The organism is Rhodocaloribacter sp., assembly GCF_056451265.1.
The window spans coordinates 42,430-58,511 of the sequence record NZ_JBWOPL010000055.1 but is presented as its reverse complement, the minus strand read 5'-3'; the positions used below and the strand labels follow the sequence as shown (position 1 = coordinate 58,511).

Sequence of the window (16,082 nt, the reverse complement as noted above, 5' to 3'; positions counted from 1 at the left end):
CCATAGCCGAGGAAAGCGCGCTTCCATACCTTTGCGTTCACTATTTCGTATGATTCCTCCCCCCTTGCTTTCTTTTTGAGCCGCGTCTCCTTTTATTCGGACATCCTTCTCCGCGCGGCCTCCCTCTCATCATGCGTTCCCGCTCGACATCAAGACTTCTTTGCGGCGCGCGGCTCTGCCTCGCCCTGACAGGGCTGTGCCTCGTGTTTTCGGCGCTTCGCCCGCTTGCGGCACAGCCGATGCAGCCGCCGCTGAGCGACGCCATCGAACAGATCCTCGACGATGAGGCTTTCGCCAACGCCTGGTGGGCGGCGTGGATCATGAACCTGGACACGGGCGAGGTCGTGTACGAGCGCAATGCCGCGCGGAGCTTCATCCCGGCCTCGAACACGAAACTCTACACCACCGCCGCGGCGCTCGATCAACTCGGCCCCGACTTTCGGTATCACACGGTTGTCTATGCCGACGGACCGGTCGTCGACGGCGTGCTCGAAGGCAACCTCATCGTGCGCGGCTCCGGCGATCCGGTCATCGGGGGCCGCTTCAACGACGGCGACCTCACGGAGGTCTTCCGCGCCTGGGCCGACTCGCTCCGCGCCGCCGGCATCACGTACGTCCGGGGCGACCTGATCGGAGACGACGACGTCTTCGACGATCAGCCGCTGGGCTACGGCTGGAGCTGGGACGACGAGCCGTACTGGTACAGCGCCGAGATCAGCGGCCTCTCGTTCAACGACAACTGCGTGGACGTGACCATCGAGGCGGCGCAGACCCCCGGCGCGCCCGGCCGCGTCTCGTGGGAGCCCGGCGGCACCGACTACGTGCGCGTGATCAACCGGACGCTCACGATCCCCGCCGACTCCTCGCTCGAGGAAGGATATGCGCGCGCCCGCGGAACCAACGTCCTCGAGCTTTCGAGCCGCGTCCCCGCCGGACAGCTCGACGAAGAATCCCTTACGATCGCCAACCCGACGCGGTACTTCGTCCACGTGCTGCGCGAGACGCTGTTGCGCGCGGGCATCCCCGTCGAGGGCCGTCCCGTGGACGTGGACGACGCGCCGATCAAACCGGACTACGACGGCGGCGCGCTTCGCCGCATCGCCGTGCACACCTCGCCGCCGCTGTCCGAGATCGTCGAGGTGCTCAACAAAAAGAGCCACAACCTGTACGCCGAGCAGTTGCTGAAGACGCTGGCCGCCGAGCGTCCCCTCGATCCGCAAACGCATGCTCCCGAGGACTACCCGCCCGGTTCCGCCGAGCGGGGCCTCGCCGTGGCGATGGAGACGTTTGCCCGCGCCGGCGTCGACACCAGCCGCATCCAGCTCGTCGACGGCTCCGGGCTCTCCCGGATGAACCTCGTCACCGCCGAAATGACGGGCGCGGTGCTCACGTACATGTGGCGTCATCCCGACCCGGCTACACGCGAGGCCTTCCTCGCTTCGTTGCCGGTCAGCGGGGTGGACGGAACGCTGGAATACCGCTACCGGGACGATTTCATGCGCGGGAAGGTGCGCGCCAAAACCGGCACCGTTTCGAACGCGAGCACGCTCAGCGGGTACGTCGCCGGCGCGGACGGGACGCCCTATGCGTTCGTGCTCATGAGTAACCATTACACGGTTAAAACGTCTGAGGTTAGAGAGGCCCAGGACGCCGTGGTGCGCCTGCTGGCCCATCCGCGATGACGCCCGGCAAACAAGGGCCGGTTTGCTGCGTTTAACGGGGACTTTCTCAAAGAGCGGGGCCATGATTGCTTTCTCCCACTTGCTTGTGAAAGCCCTTTCACCGAAAAATTTGCGGCATCCGTCGAAGACGCCGGGATTTATTTGTAACAACAAGTAATTTCACAACAGATTTATTTTTGACGTGTCTGCTTCCAATCCGTCACTCCCTGTACGTTCGTCCATCGCCGCCTCGATGGCTCCTTCTCCGCGTCCCACCATGCGAAGCACTACGGTTGTAGGCGTCACGCTCAACGGCAAAGTGGCCCTCGGCTCCGACGGTCAGGCGACGATGGGGAACACCATCATGAAGCACAAGGCGCAGAAAGTCCGTTCCCTGTACGGGGGCGAGATTCTCGCGGGCTTTGCCGGTGCGACGGCGGATGCGTTCACGCTGTTCGAACGTTTCGAAGAGAAGCTTCAGCAGTACGGCGGCAACGTCACGCGGGCGGCGGTGGAGCTGGCCAAGGACTGGCGCACGGATCGCTACCTCCGTCGTCTGGAAGCGCTCCTGGCCGTCGCCTCGGCGGACCGGATGCTCCTGATCAGCGGCACGGGGGACGTCATCGAGCCGGACGACAACATCCTTGCCATCGGCTCGGGTGGGGCTTATGCCCTGGCCGCTGCGCGCGCCATGCTCCGGCACGCCGACCACCTGAGCGCCCGCACCGTCGTGGAGGACGCCCTCCACATTGCCGCCGACATCTGTATCTATACCAACCACCACACCACGATCCTTGAACTCGAAGCCAGGAAAAGCGCCGGATAAGACTTATCCGGACGCCTCACCCCATGAAATCCCCCCATGACTGACAGACCCGACGGTCTCCGCTCGTTGTGCCGGCATGCATTCCGCCCTTGCAGAATCGCCATCCACGATTCTCTTCGGCGTCCCCGACCCGCGAGCGTCATCAATCGCATCAGCCTGACGGTCTCTTTCTTATCACCTGAATCATAAATTCCAATGCGATACTCAAAATACTCCAACCACCAGCCCCGCCATCAGAATCGCCGGGCGGCCGTTTTCGTCGATTATGAAGACCTTTACGCTAGCCTGAGCGAGCGTCTCGACAATCGCTCCCATCCCGATGACCTCATCGTGGAAGTCATCGACGAACTCCGGCGTTATTTGCTCGAAGAATTGCGCACGCCAACCAACCTGACGGCGGCCTACGCGGACTTCAGCAGCCTCAGCAACGGTTCGTTCATCCAGCGCACCCTCGCCCTTCAGGACGTCGATCCGCGCTTCGCACCCACCTCGGTGCAGGCCAACGCGGCGGAGATCCAGCTCTGCGCCGAGACGATGGACGTGCTCCATCAGCGGGACGACATCACCACGTTTGCCATCGTCACCGGCGGGCGGGCCTACCTCCCGTTGTTGCAGCAACTCAAGCGTTATGGCCGGACGGTCCTGCTCGTCACGCTGGAGGCACATCGGTCCACCGACGCGCTCTCTTTCATGGGCGAAGAGGTCTTCGTCGACGCGTACAACCTCTTCAGCGAGCCCTCGCGCAAGCTCCTGCTCGGCGACAAGGTCCAGAGCGCCGTGCGCAACGGCGCCGCGCCCCGCGAACCCCGCGAGAACATCACGTACCAGACCGTCACCAACGACGCAGCGCGGCAGACGCTCGAGATCATCGAAGAGCACTTCGGGCAGTATGAGGAGGTGTACCTGACCCCCCTCCTCCGCAAACTCTCCGAACTGCTCGGCGACGAAGAGCACGATCCGAAGTCGATCATCAACGACCTCGAAGACGCGGGAGCCGTCTGGCTCGAGAAGCGCCGGGGCTTCCCGTATGATTACACGGTTCTCCTCGTCGATACCGAACACCCGGACGTGCAGTTGATCCGGCAGGACTTTTACGAACAGAAAGCCGCCGAACCGGACGTCTTCCCCGAAGACGAGCCTCAGGATCCGTATTATTACGACGATTACGAGGACCCCGTATACAGCGAAGAAAGCGGGTACGTCGCTCCCGAAGCTCCCGACGACATCGACTATCCGGAGTCGGAAGCCCGCGAGATCGACACCGACTGATCTCTGCCCGGACCTTTCCCCTCAAAACGCGATCGATCGGTTTGCCGTGACGTCGCGTTTTGCTTTTCCGGGTCCCGTGCCTGAAACTCCTGAACCGGTCTCCTTCGGAGCATATGGGGCCTTGCGGCGTTAGGGCGTTATCGCATCGGAACGTTCTCGCTGAGAACGACGGCGTCCCCTCTTCCGGATCATAACCATCGATATGCAAGAACTGACTCCCCGGCAAATCGTCGCCGAACTGGATAAATACATCATCGGGCAGGGCGAGGCGAAAAAGAGCGTCGCCATCGCGCTGCGCAACCGATGGAGACGGCTGAACGCCCCCGCCGACATGCGGGACGAGATCATGCCGAACAACATCATCATGATCGGCCCGACGGGCGTGGGCAAAACGGAGATCGCGCGGCGGCTCGCGCGGCTGGCCGGCGCGCCCTTCATCAAGGTGGAAGCCACCAAATTCACCGAGGTCGGCTACGTGGGCCGGGACGTGGACAGCATGATCCGCGACCTGACCGACATCGCGATCAGCATGGTGCGCGACGAGCACACCGACGCCGTGCAGGAACGCGCCCGCGAGCTGGCCGAAGAACGCATCCTCGACCTGCTCATCCCGCCCGTCAAGATGCCGACCGCCGACTTCGTGCCCGGCCCCGGCTTCCTGATGCGTCCCTCGCCCGAGACGAACGACGACGTCGAAGACGCGACCGAGGCCGAGATGCGCGAGCGCACCCGGCGCAAGTTCCGCGACATGCTCAAACGGGGCGAGCTCGACGGGCGCGAAGTGGAAGTGGAGGTCGCGTCCGAACAGACGCCGATGCTTCAGGTCTTCGGACCGATGGGGATGGAGGAGATGGGCGTCAACCTGCAGGACCTCTTCGGCAACCTCGGCGGCGGGAAGAAGCGCAAAAAGCGGCGCATGAAGATCGAGGAAGCCCGCAAGGTGCTTGCGCAGGAAGAGGCGCAGAAGCTCATCGACATGGACAAGGTCACGAAAGAGGCCCTCGAACGCGTGCAGCAGTCGGGCATCGTCTTCATCGACGAGATCGACAAGGTGGCCGTGCGCTCGGCCGGGTCGCGCGGAGGAACGGACGTTTCCCGCGAGGGCGTGCAGCGGGACCTCCTGCCCATCGTCGAAGGCTCGGGCGTGATGACGAAGTACGGCATGGTCAAGACGGACCACATCCTCTTCATCGCCAGCGGCGCGTTCCACGTGGCCAAACCGAGCGACCTCATCCCCGAGATGCAGGGCCGCTTCCCGATCCGCGTCGAGCTCAAGAGCCTGAACGAAGAGGATTTCTACAAAATCCTGACCCAGCCCAAAAACGCGCTCCTCAAGCAATACCGGGCCCTTCTGGCCTCCGAAGGGGTCGAGATCGAGTTTACGGACGAGGCGGTGAAAGAGATCGCGCGCATCGCGGCGGAGGTGAACGAGCAGGTGGAGAACATCGGGGCGAGGCGGTTGCACACCATCGTCACGACCCTGCTCGAAGACATCCTCTTCGACGTTCCGGACAACCTGAGCGGCGGGAAGGTCGTCGCCGACCGCGAGATGGTCCATGCCAAGCTCAGCGCGGTGGTGGAGAACCGGGACCTGAGCCAGTACATCCTTTGAGGCGGCTGCGCGCATCCGGCTCGCGGCGTCCCTCGTCCCGCCCGCTTCCCGCGCGATGACCCGGCAGACGCACATATACCCGCTCGAAGCGCCCGAGGCACAGGAGCGATGGGAGGCGCTCCGGGCGGTCTCGCCCCAGCGATGCGCCTTCGCGGCGCTTTCGTACGCCCGCGCCGCCGCCGACGCCTCGGGGCTGCCGTGCGAGGTCGTCTTCGTCGAAGACGCCGGACGGGACGAGGCAGGCGCGCTCATCTTCCGACGGAAACGCGGGCCGTTCCACGAAGGCGTCGTGCCGCCGTTCACCGCCTTCACGCCTCTGCTTTTCCGCGCCTCGCCGGGCGAAGCCGCGATTCACGCCCGAAACTCCGCCTTCGAGGCGATTCTCGGCGCGCTGGAGGCCCGCCTCGACGTCGCGCGCCTGCACCTTCCCCCGACGCTGCCGGACGTGCGCCCGGCCCAGTGGCGCGGATGGAGCGCGGCCCCGTTGTACACCTACCGCCTCGCGCTCGCCGAAGAGCCGACGCTCACGGCCCGATGGTCGGGCGGGGCGCGGCGCACTTTTCGGAAAGCGCGGGGGCGTTACCGCGTGCTGGCCGATGCGCCCGGAGCGAGCGCCGTGGTCGAACTCCTTGCCGAACGGTATGCGGAGCAGGGGCGCGCCCTCCCCCTGCCGCCCGGCAAACTCGTTCGTTTCATCGAGCGGATGCGCGAAGAGAAGCTGGTTCGTATCTTCACGGCCACACCCACCGGCGGCGCCTCACCCGAAGCGGCCGTCGCCACACTCCACGACGGACACACCGCGCATTACTGGGTCGCCGGCAGCCGGCCCGGCCCCGCCATGACCGTCCTCCTCGGCGAGATGCTGCCCCGCCTCCATGCCGACGGCCTCACGACGTTCGACTTCGTGGGCGCGAACACCCCGTCTATTGCCGAATTCAAACGTCGCTTCAGCCCCAGGCTCACCCCGTATTTTCGCCTGGAGAAGATCCGCCCCAGGGCGCTGCGCGTGCTTTATTCATTGAAACGAGTTTAAGCGCGAGGCCGGTCGTTCGAAGGAAAAAGAAGTTGTCCTCGAACCCGTGCCCGGTTACCGGCCCTCTGCGCCTCTCCGCCCGAAAGGCGACTCCCCCGAGAGGCGAAAGGAGACGCGCCGATCCTCGCCGGCAGGTGCCGCCATGCGTTCCGACACGCCCCGTTCTTATGCCGAGCCGCTCTTCGCCACGTTGGCGGCGTCGCTCCTCTACTTTCTTCGCTTCGGCTATGACTTCGGCCAGAGCGATCAGGACGAGTTTCTGCCGGACCTGCTCAGGCGGCTCCATCCCGGTCTCTTCGAGCACGACTGGTTCGTACAGACGCAGGCGTCGGGCTTTCACGTGCGAACGTATTTTGTCGGGTTGCTGGAGGGGCTGGCGTCGATGGTTCCGGTGTGGATGGCGGTGTTGCTGCTCTATACGGCGGCGTGGCTGCTCCTGACCTCGGCGGTTTATGCGCTGGCCCACGCCTTCACACGCGACCGGCTGGCCGCCGCGCTGGCGGTGATCGTCGCGCTGGTGCTGACGCCGCAGTGGACGCTCGGGGGGAACGACCTCGCGCACCGGATGCTCGTGCCCAGCATGCCGGGCTGGGGGCTCGGGCTATGGGGCGTCTACGCCTTGATGCACGCCCGCCCGGTGCGGGCTGCCGCGCTGCTCGGCCTCGCCGCCTGGATGCAACCCCTCGTCGCGCTTCAGCTGGCGGGCCTTTTCGGGCTGGTCTTCCTCCTCCAGAGCCTTGAGCCGGAGAACCGCGAAACGATGGTTCGGAGAACGGCGCTCTTCGGAGGGCTTTTCGTCGTCTTCGCCGCCCCCGTCTTGCTTCCGCTCCTCTACCAGCAATTCACCGGAACCGTCCCACCTCCGGACGACGCGCCCTCGCTCTTCTACATCCTCGCCGCCTTCCGCGCCCCGCACCACTATCTCCCGGACGCCTTCCCCACCCATGCCGCGATCCGGTTCGGTGCGCTCGCGGCCGTCGCCCTGTTCGCTCTCGCCTTCCCTGCCGTCCGCAAAAAGCTCGCACACCTGCGCCTGCTCGTGGGCACGCTTTTGATGATTGCCGTGCTGTGCGGCGTCGGATACGTCTTCACCGAAGTCCGCCCCACGCTTTTCATCACCAAACTTCAGCTCTTCAAGTTGACCGTGATGGCGAAGGTGCTCTTTGTCATCGTCGCCTCGGGAGCCGTCTCGTTGTGGCTGCCCAACCGTCCGTGGCAGCGGCTGCGCCGGACGATGATGAAACCGTGGCCCGCGCTGCTGATGCTGGCCGGATGGACCGTCGTCTTTGTCGGTTTGATTACGGGGAAAGACTTCGTGACGGAGCGCATTTACCCGCTGGCGCGGCAGGGCGCCCCCGTCGAGCGGCTGGAACGGTGGGTGCGCACGCAGACGCCGACGGACGCGATCTTTGCCGTGCCGCCTTCGTTCTCCGGCTTCCGGAGCCAGGCCCAGCGTGCCATCGTGGTTAATTTCAAAGCCTTTCCTTTTCAGGACCGCTATATGTACGAGTGGCACCGACGGCTGACCGACCTCGCGCCGGCGCCGTCTCCCGAGCGCGGCGGGGCGTCGCTTCTTCCCGCCCTCGACGCGGCGTATGAGGCGCTGAGCGCGGAGGACCTCCGCCGCCTCTCCGAACGCTACGGCTTCGGGTACGTCGTCCGGCACGCCCCGCTCCCCTCGCGCGCGGGGTTTCGCGCCGTCTACCGCAACGATGCATGGACCGTGTACCGTGTCCCCCCGACCGGAGGCTGACAACGCATGACGAAGGGTCCCCTTGCGTGGCACAAACGTCTGATCGCGCCCGGCGGCTTCCGCGCCTCGGTGCTCACGCTCCTCTCCGGCGCTGCGACGGCGCTCCTCCTCGCCTACCTCGCCAAACCCGTCCTCACGCGCCTGTACACCCCCGGGGCGTTCGGGCTGGCGGACGTCTTCGTGGCGCTCCTCGGCGTGCTCATCCCGATCTCTTCCCTCCGGTATGAAGACGCGCTGATGCTGCCCGAATCCGACCGTGAGGCGGCGTCGGTGCTCGGCCGCGCGGCGGTGCTCGTCGCCGGCTTCGTGGCGCTCACGGGCCTTCTGCTCCCCTGGCGCGAGGCCTTCGCGGGCTTCCTCGGCGCGCCGGCGCTGGCCCCCTGGCTCTGGCTCCTCCCGCCGGCGCTGCTCATCACGCGCGCGGCCCGGCTGTCCGAGCTCTGGCTCACCCGAACGAAACGCTTCCGTCCCATCTCGGCGGCGCAGGCCGCGCAGGCGGGGGCCATGGTCACGGCGCGCATCGGGGCGGGACTGCCGCCGATCCAGGCGGGCGCGGGCGGGCTGATCGGCGGCTTCGTCTTCGGGAACATGGTCGCGGCCGCGCTCCTTCTGTGGGCCGCCCTCCGCCGAAGCGGCGCCCTCTTCCGGGAAGCTTTTCGCGGGCTCCACCTGCGCGATCCGGCCCGGCGCTACCGGCGCTTCCCGCTCTTCTCGATGCCCTCCACGCTCCTGAGCGCCCTCGTCACCCGGATGCCGTTCTTTCTGCTGCTCCCCTTCTTCGGACAGTCCGTCGTCGGGCTCTTCGGACTGGCCTTCAACGCGCTGCTCATCCCGTTGAGCCTCGTCGGGGCCGCCGTCGCGCAGGTCTTCTTCGTCCATGCCGCCGAGGCCCACCGCGACGGAACACTCGCCGGGCTGACCGCCACGGTGCACCGGCGGCTCGTGATGATCGGCCTCTTTCCAACCCTCGCGCTTCTGCTAGCCGGACCCGACGTGTTCGACTTCGTCTTCAGCGCCGCGTGGCGAACGAGCGGGCGGTATGTGCAGTACCTCGGCCCGTGGCTCTTCCTCTCGGCCGTCGCCTCCCCGCTGACCCGCCTGTTCGACGTGCTCGAACGTCAGCGTCTCGACCTGGCCGTGAGCCTTGGCATGTTCGTCGTCCTGGCCGCCGCACTCTACGCGGGCGCACGCACCGGCGACGCCGACGTGTGCCTGGCCGCGCTGGGTCTGGCGGGAGGCGCAGCGCGCGCCGCGCAGATCGTGATCCTGACGCGCCTCTCCGGCGTCTCCTGGGGCGCCCTCGCACGACCCTATCTCCGGTATCTCATCTTCGGCCTACCCGGACTGCTCCTTCTCGGCGTTTCCCTCACCTTCCATCGGCCGGTCCTCACCACGGCGGCCTTCGCCGGAGCCGGGGCGACGTACGTGCTGCTCGTGCTCTGGCGCGACCGGCTCCTCGAGGCTCGGCCCGGCTGAACGGCGCCCCCAAGGCTCGTCGCGCGCCAGGAGGGCGGAAGCATGGGAGCGCTCCCTGAGGGGGTCGCGTCCCGGAGGAAGTCAAGACGTCGCCGTACGCTTCGACAGGGAAAGACGGGCCTTGAGCGCGCGGATCGCCGTCGCCTCTCCGATGATGATGAGCCGGTCGCCCTCCATCAACTGGGTGTATCCGCTCGGGGTGAACTGCTTGCCGTGCCGTTGCACGAGCGCCACGAAACACCCGGGAGGCAGTTCCAGGTCCTCGACGTCGCGTCCGAGGAAGACGGCCGTCTCGTCGTCGGAGCGCAGCGTGAAGGCCACGTAATGGTCCCGGTCGAGCAGGGTCTCCTTGAGTTCGACCTCGTCCCGGGCATTGCGCCAGCGATCCATGAAATCGGGTTCGTCGATGCGGGAGGCCAGATTGGCCAGCGTGCGCAGGTGCTTCCCGGGTTTCTCTTCCGGACTGACCAGGAAGAAGATCGCATAGACCGGCTCGGACTCGTGCTCGCCGTCTTCATCCTGCAACGTGATGCATATGCCGTCCCGGCAGCGGACCAGCACCAGTTCGGGTTCGTCGATCTCCGGCACCCGGAGGTGAGGCAACGCCACCCCGTGCGTCACCGGCATCGCGCCATAGCGGGCGCCGTCGAGGAACCCTTTCTCCAGGCGAGCCGCCGTCACGGGCAGACGCTGAGCAAGCTGCGCCGAAACCTCCTCCACGATGTCCTCGAATGGCAACGGCTCGGCCAGGTCCACCACAAAAGCGTGCGTCGTCAGTTCCTCGAAAGATACTTCCTCCGCTTCGGCTTTCTCTCTGGCCTGGGGCGGGAGGAAAACGACCACTTTGTCTCCCGGCTGCGGCGTCAGTTGGCCTTCCTCCGCATGGACGATCAGTTCGCCGTTCCGCACCACGAAAAGCAGCACCACGTCTCCATCATAGGCATCGACCAGCGCTTCATAGGGCACGTCCTCGGTGACGTCTATGACCGAGATCTCGCCTCCTTTGTTAAAGCGATCGTTAAGCATCGAGAAGGTGACCTTCCCGCCAAAGAGTGGACGTCCCCGCAGATGCGCCGGCAGCGCGCTGCGCTCAGCGTTCCCCTCCTCCGTCCGACCGGCCAGTTGAAATACCGACGTGCTTTCAAAGATTTCCGCAAAGTGCAGCGCGGCCAGGGCATTCACCTCGTCATTGGGCGTCAGCGCGAGAAAACGTCCGATGCCGCTCAGGTCGAGTTCATCGAGCACGGACTCCGAGAGGGCATTGACGACCGAGGCGGGAAGGTGGCTGCGGCGGGCCCGTTCGATGTTGTCGGCATTCGAATCGATCAGGTAAACCTTGAAGCCGAGATCCTGGAGCACCTGCGCGATGCGTCGCGCCCACAGGTGCGCCCCGAGGATGAGCACACCCTGCGGGTTGGGCTCGGCCAGTTTGAGATAGCGGGCCAGCGGAGAGATGGTCAGGCCGTACACCGTCACCGTCCCCACGATCACCAGGAAGACCGTCGGCACCAGCCCTTCCACTTCGTTCGGATAAATGGATTCGAGACGGAAGGCGAAGAGCGAGGCCACTGCCGCCGCCACGATACCCCGGGGCGCCATCCAGGAAAGGAAGACCTTCTCCCGCCAGTTCAGATTCGTCCCCAGCGTAGACAGAAAGACCGCCACCGGCCGCACGAAAAGGATCAGCACCCCCAGAAAAATCAGCGTGCCCTTATTGATATAGTTGAGCGCATCGAGTTCGAGCCGCGCGCTCAGAAGGATGAAGAGACAGGCGATGAGCAGGACCTGCAAATCTTCCTTGAACTCGGTGATCCGACGGACGGGCACGTACTTTTGATTGGCCATCATGATGCCCATCAACGTCACTTCCAGCAGCCCCGACTCCTCCTGCAACACGTTCGAGAGGGCGAACGTCCCGACGACCACCATCAGCGCGATGGGGCTCTGGAGATAATCCGGGACGAGGCGGCGGTGCAAAAGCAGGATCAGCAGCGCCGCGCCGATGACGCTGATGCCCACGCTGATCGAGATGGTCAGGAGCAGGCCTTCCACGGCATGAAACACCGCGTTCCCGATGTCTCCGCTCTCCCCCACCACCGGCACGGACTGGCTCAGCAGCAGGATCGCTTCGAGGACGAGCACGGCCAGGATCGCGCCGACCGGATCGATGGTGATGCCCTCCCACTTCGCGATGGCGCCCACCCGCCCGGACGGCCGCACGTGCCGCAAGAGCGGAATCACCACCGTCGGCCCGGTGACGGTCAGGATGGCCCCGATCTGCACGGACAAACCCACATTGAACCCGCCAAAGTAGTGCACGGCCCATCCGGCAAGCACCCACGTGACCAGCACGCCCACGGTGATCAGATTGAAGACCACCTTGCCTACCTCCCGCAATTCGGAGAGGCGCAGGCTCAAGCCTCCCTCGAAGAGGATGATCCCGATCGACAGCGAGACGAACGCAAACAGCCAGTCGCCCTGGAGCGAGGCGGGCGGAAGCATTCCCGTGACCGGCCCGGCCAGGAACCCGAAGATCAGGAGCAGGAGGATAGAGGGCATACGAAACCGCCATGCGATCCACTGCGCGCTGATCCCGAGCACGATGACGCTGACGATGCCGATGACGATTTGCTCGGTCAAGATCTTCTCCTTCAAGGTTGCGGGAAGGGCCCGGGGAATCCCCTCAATGCCCGGCTACGTACTTCGCCCTCAGGTCTCTCAGAGCGTCGGGGGTTCCGATGATAATGATCCGATCGTTTTCTTGAAGGGTTGCCTCTCCTCGCGGGACGATCATGTCATCTCCCCGTCGGATGATAACGACGAGCGAGTTTCTTGGCAACGACAACTCCTTCAGCGCCTTGCCGATGAGTTCCCGCGTAGGCTCGGTCGAGCGCAGCCTCAGGGTGAGGTGCCGCGCGTCTCCGAGGAGCAGTTCTTTCAGATGCGCCGCATTGCGCGCCCGGAGCCAGTTTTCCAAAAAGTCCGGTTCGTCGATCCGGTTGGCGAGCTGCGCCAGCATCCGAAGGTGTTGGCCGGGGTTGTCTTCGGGGCTGACGAGCATGAATACGGCGTGGACCTCGTGGATGGCTTCCTCGCCTCCGAGGGCATCCACAACACCAACGCTCAGACCACTCCTGGCTCGGGCCAGCACCATTTCGGGGCGAAAGATGCCGGGCACGTGCAGGTGCGGAAGCGCCGCTCCTCCGGCGACCGGCGTGGCTCCCGTTCGCGTGCCATGCATGAACCCCTCGACCAGCTTTTCGGAGGGCGCCGGCAGACGTTCCGAAAACAGGGAAGCCGCCTTCCGGATCAGGTCCTCGAACGTCTCGTCCGCCTCCAACTCGATCACCTGTGCCCGGGCGACCACCTCGTCGAAGGGATCGTCGGTCCGCAACCCCTTCTCTTTCAAAATGGTCCGGAATTCCCGGTCGAGGTCTTCATACTGCCGTTCTCCCAGCCGCTTGAACCAGTGGTAGATGGCGCCGTCCCGCACAACCCTCGGCCGGGCATACCGAACATACCAGATCAGACAGAAAAACACGATCCCCAGGGTGAAGAAGATCGCCAGCCATCCCATATACGCGATCAGCACGATCGATATGAGGATCCCGCCCACCTGCATCCAGGGATAGAGGGGCGAGCGATAACCGGGATCATACGACGGAATCCGGCTCTCTCGCATGACGATGACGGCCAGACTGACGAGCATGAAAATGAACAACTGAAAAGCACTGGCCAGCTTGGCGATCCCTTCTTCATCCAGCACGAGGATGAAAAAGACCATCAGCGCGCCGGTGGCGAGGATGGCAAACGTAGGGGTATGGAAGCGTCCCAGTCTTGCGAAGACGTCCGGCAGGAGCCGATCCCGCGCCATCGCCAGCGGGTATCGTGAAGCCGAGAGCACCCCGGCGTTGCCCGTGGAAGCGAAGGCCGCCAGCGCCGCCGCGACCACCAGCGCCAGCCCGAAGGGATGCGGCAGCCAGTCGAAGAAGCTTTCCGCCGCCGTGGCCACGGGCGTGAGGTCGGCGTGAAAGCTTGTCGGCTCGAGCAAGGCCACCATGATGAACACCCCCGCCACATAGACGAGCGACGTAGAAGCCAGCGACAGGATCATGCCCAGCGGGATGTTCCGCTCCGGATCCTTCACTTCTTCGGCCACGCTGGCCACCTTGGTCAACCCCGCATAAGAGACAAAGACGAACCCCACGGTGCCCAGCAACCCCTCCATACCAAACGTCATGAACGGCGTGAACCGGCTGCGCGTCACCGCGCGAGGCTGCTCGAAGATGATCTCGTGAAAGCCCTGCAGAAGAAAGAAGGCCAGCACCGTTATCAGGATCACCACCAACCAGCGTTGCAACCCGCTCGTCTCTTTCGCCCCGAGGATATTGATCCCGACAAACAGCGCCGTCAGAACGATGGCCACGGGTTTGATGGGCAGCTCAATGAAAAGAGACGCATAGGCCCCGATGCCTACGAGCGCGAAGGCCGTTTTGAGCGTAAGCGCCAGGTAGGTCCCCAGCCCCCCGATGGTTCCGAGCATGGGTCCCAGGCTCCGGTCGAGGAAGTAATACGTGCCCCCGGCCCGGGGCAAGGCCGTGCTCAGTTCGGCCTTGCTGAACATGGCCGGCAGGATCAGCACGCCCGCAATGAGATAGGCCAGCACGACCGAAGCGCCCGTCTTGGCCGCAGCCAGACCGGGGAGAAGAAAAAACCCCGAACTAAACATCGCCCCCGTGCTGATGGCGTAGACGTCGAATAGCCCCAGTTCCTTCTTTAGCCGTCCGGATTTTTTCAGAAGAGACATGATTTCCCGAGGTTCGAAGAACGAAGGTCCGACAACATAAGAAAAAAAGCCGACCTCCCGAGGGAAGTCGGCTTCTTAGGAGGTACATTCGCCGGGCGAGGCTCAGAGGATCGACCGGAACGTGGGCGGCAGATGCGTCTCGGCAGACGGCGCTTCAGACTCTACGGGAGGCGCGGGCGCCTCACCTTCGTCTTCTCCGCAGAACGCCTGATACGCTTTCACGAGGTCCATTGCGATGGCGCTGGCCGAACGCCCCTCGATGTGCCTGCGCTCGAGCACGAACACCGGGTCGCCCGCCTTGAAAAGCGCGATAAACGGCGAGGAGGGCGGGATGCCGGCGAGGTACTGCCGCGCCTGAGCCGTCGCGTCGAGGTCCTGCCCGGCGAAAACCGTGGCGAGGCGATCCGGACGGACGGGGCTCTGCAGAGAGAGGGCCACCGCCGGGCGGGCATTGGCCGCCGCGCAGCCGCACACGGAGTTGATGACGAGCAACATCGTCTGATCCTCGGCGGCTTCGAATGCGGCGTCCACGGCTGCGGCGTCGCGTAATTCTTCCACGCCGAGGCGCGTCAGTTCGGCCCGCATCGGGGCTACGAGAGATTCGGGATAGGGCATATCGCGTACGTTGATTTCCGGTGATCGGGGTCGCAATTCTTTCGGATGGCTGTCTTCAACCGGGGAAGGCGGCGCTTTGATCCACCGTGCGCCCCGGGGCCGTCAACGGCGCGGCATCCGTCGCAGATCGCGCGTGAGTTCCTCGTCTTCCACACGCCACGCCTCCGGATCATCTTCCAGCGAGGGCGTCACCTGATCCACCACCCGCTCGGCAGTCTCCCGCACCTTCTCGCTCACCTCGCGGCCGGTCTCCGCCACCTGCGCTTCGAGCGCGGCCAGCTGCTCCTCCATCGCACGGAGTTGTTGCTCGAGGCGGCGGCCCTCGGCCCGAACCCGCCCGGCAATGATCTCACGCGACTTGCGCCCGGAGTGCGGAGCGCACAACATTCCGGCAGTGAAGCCGCCCGCAAAGGCGAACAGCGCCGTCCAAAAGAGGTCTCTTCGGATATGCATCGTCGGCGGGGCTGATGAAATGGAAACTATGGATTTATACGACCCGCGCCGGGTCGGTTCCCCGCCCGCCGCATCGAATCGGAGGATAACTCAGAGCAAACAGGAAACTATTGTGCCAGAGCAGAAGCGCCAGCATTTGCACTAATCCATAATTCCGACAGATATTTTTAACAAATCAATCTCAATCGTATTGGTACCAAATTTTCACCTTGCAAATTCTCCAATAATGTTGGCTTCCCAAATTACTTCAGCCACAACTCAAAATATCCTTCCGGAACTCGTTGTTCATATTGCTGCCATAGTCGAACCACGGGAATTAAACCACAACACCGGGATATTACTTTCCCAATCTCTTTCGCATATGTCTCATCCGCTTGGTGGAAGAAGCGCAATTCATCATGGTCTACTCGCGCCACTGTCGGCGGCACAATAGGACCAATGGCTCTATATCCGTTATCGTTGAGCGAATCCCGGACAGACATTGCTTCGGGATAGTCCAATCCTGAGGATGAGTGAATCAAGATTTGGAAAGATATCCCTGAATTCCTTGACGCTGTAGACTGCTTCTCGACTGTTT

11 protein-coding genes are annotated in these 16,082 nt (G+C 64.2%); 7 read left to right on the top strand and 4 right to left on the bottom strand.

Features of this window, described 5'->3' with window-relative positions; translation table 11 throughout:
- The first annotated feature begins 131 nt into the window (after window positions 1–131).
- The 7 genes from dacB (at window position 132) to AC1HIY_RS10630 (ending at window position 9,630) form a co-directional block, all read left to right on the top strand.
- Window positions 132–1,682 carry a D-alanyl-D-alanine carboxypeptidase/D-alanyl-D-alanine endopeptidase gene (gene dacB, locus AC1HIY_RS10660; protein ID WP_479576718.1) on the top strand — a complete coding sequence of 517 codons (1,551 nt, stop codon included), beginning with the start codon at window positions 132–134 and terminating at the stop codon, window positions 1,680–1,682.
- A 256-nt stretch (window positions 1,683–1,938) separates the two neighbouring features.
- On the top strand, window positions 1,939–2,487 hold the full coding sequence (hslV, locus tag AC1HIY_RS10655) for an ATP-dependent protease subunit HslV (protein ID WP_479576717.1): 549 nt from the start codon (window positions 1,939–1,941) through the stop codon (window positions 2,485–2,487).
- A 195-nt stretch (window positions 2,488–2,682) separates the two neighbouring features.
- Entirely contained in the window at window positions 2,683–3,756 is a 1,074-nt protein-coding gene (locus tag AC1HIY_RS10650) for an NYN domain-containing protein (RefSeq protein WP_479576716.1), read from the top strand.
- A gap of 202 nt (window positions 3,757–3,958) precedes the next feature.
- Window positions 3,959–5,368 carry an ATP-dependent protease ATPase subunit HslU gene (hslU, locus tag AC1HIY_RS10645; RefSeq protein WP_479576715.1) on the top strand — a complete coding sequence of 470 codons (1,410 nt, stop codon included), beginning with the start codon at window positions 3,959–3,961 and terminating at the stop codon, window positions 5,366–5,368.
- Window positions 5,369–5,423: 55 nt separating this feature from the next.
- Entirely contained in the window at window positions 5,424–6,401 is a 978-nt protein-coding gene (locus AC1HIY_RS10640; protein ID WP_479576714.1) for a GNAT family N-acetyltransferase, read from the top strand.
- A 142-nt stretch (window positions 6,402–6,543) separates the two neighbouring features.
- Window positions 6,544–8,154, top strand: a complete 1,611-nt coding sequence (locus AC1HIY_RS10635) for a DUF6798 domain-containing protein (protein WP_479576713.1) — start codon at window positions 6,544–6,546, stop codon at window positions 8,152–8,154.
- 6 nt (window positions 8,155–8,160) lie between these two features.
- Window positions 8,161–9,630 carry a lipopolysaccharide biosynthesis protein gene (locus AC1HIY_RS10630; RefSeq protein ID WP_479576712.1) on the top strand — a complete coding sequence of 490 codons (1,470 nt, stop codon included), beginning with the start codon at window positions 8,161–8,163 and terminating at the stop codon, window positions 9,628–9,630.
- A gap of 81 nt (window positions 9,631–9,711) precedes the next feature.
- Here AC1HIY_RS10630 and AC1HIY_RS10625 read toward each other — a convergent pair whose 3' ends face one another.
- From AC1HIY_RS10625 to AC1HIY_RS10610, 4 genes are all read right to left on the bottom strand, one after another.
- The gene (locus AC1HIY_RS10625; protein ID WP_479576711.1) at window positions 9,712–12,270 is read right to left on the bottom strand and encodes a cation:proton antiporter domain-containing protein; all 2,559 of its coding nucleotides are present in this window, start codon (window positions 12,268–12,270) and stop codon (window positions 9,712–9,714) included.
- Between the two features lie 43 nt (window positions 12,271–12,313).
- Window positions 12,314–14,437: an amino acid permease gene (locus AC1HIY_RS10620; RefSeq protein ID WP_479576710.1), complete on the bottom strand. Its 2,124-nt coding sequence runs from the start codon at window positions 14,435–14,437 to the stop codon at window positions 12,314–12,316.
- 102 nt (window positions 14,438–14,539) lie between these two features.
- Window positions 14,540–15,052 (bottom strand): BrxA/BrxB family bacilliredoxin, encoded by a 513-nt coding sequence (locus AC1HIY_RS10615; RefSeq protein WP_479576709.1) that lies wholly within the window; start codon window positions 15,050–15,052, stop codon window positions 14,540–14,542.
- 102 nt (window positions 15,053–15,154) lie between these two features.
- The gene (locus AC1HIY_RS10610) at window positions 15,155–15,505 is read right to left on the bottom strand and encodes a YtxH domain-containing protein (protein WP_479576708.1); all 351 of its coding nucleotides are present in this window, start codon (window positions 15,503–15,505) and stop codon (window positions 15,155–15,157) included.
- Window positions 15,506–16,082: the final 577 nt, after the last annotated feature.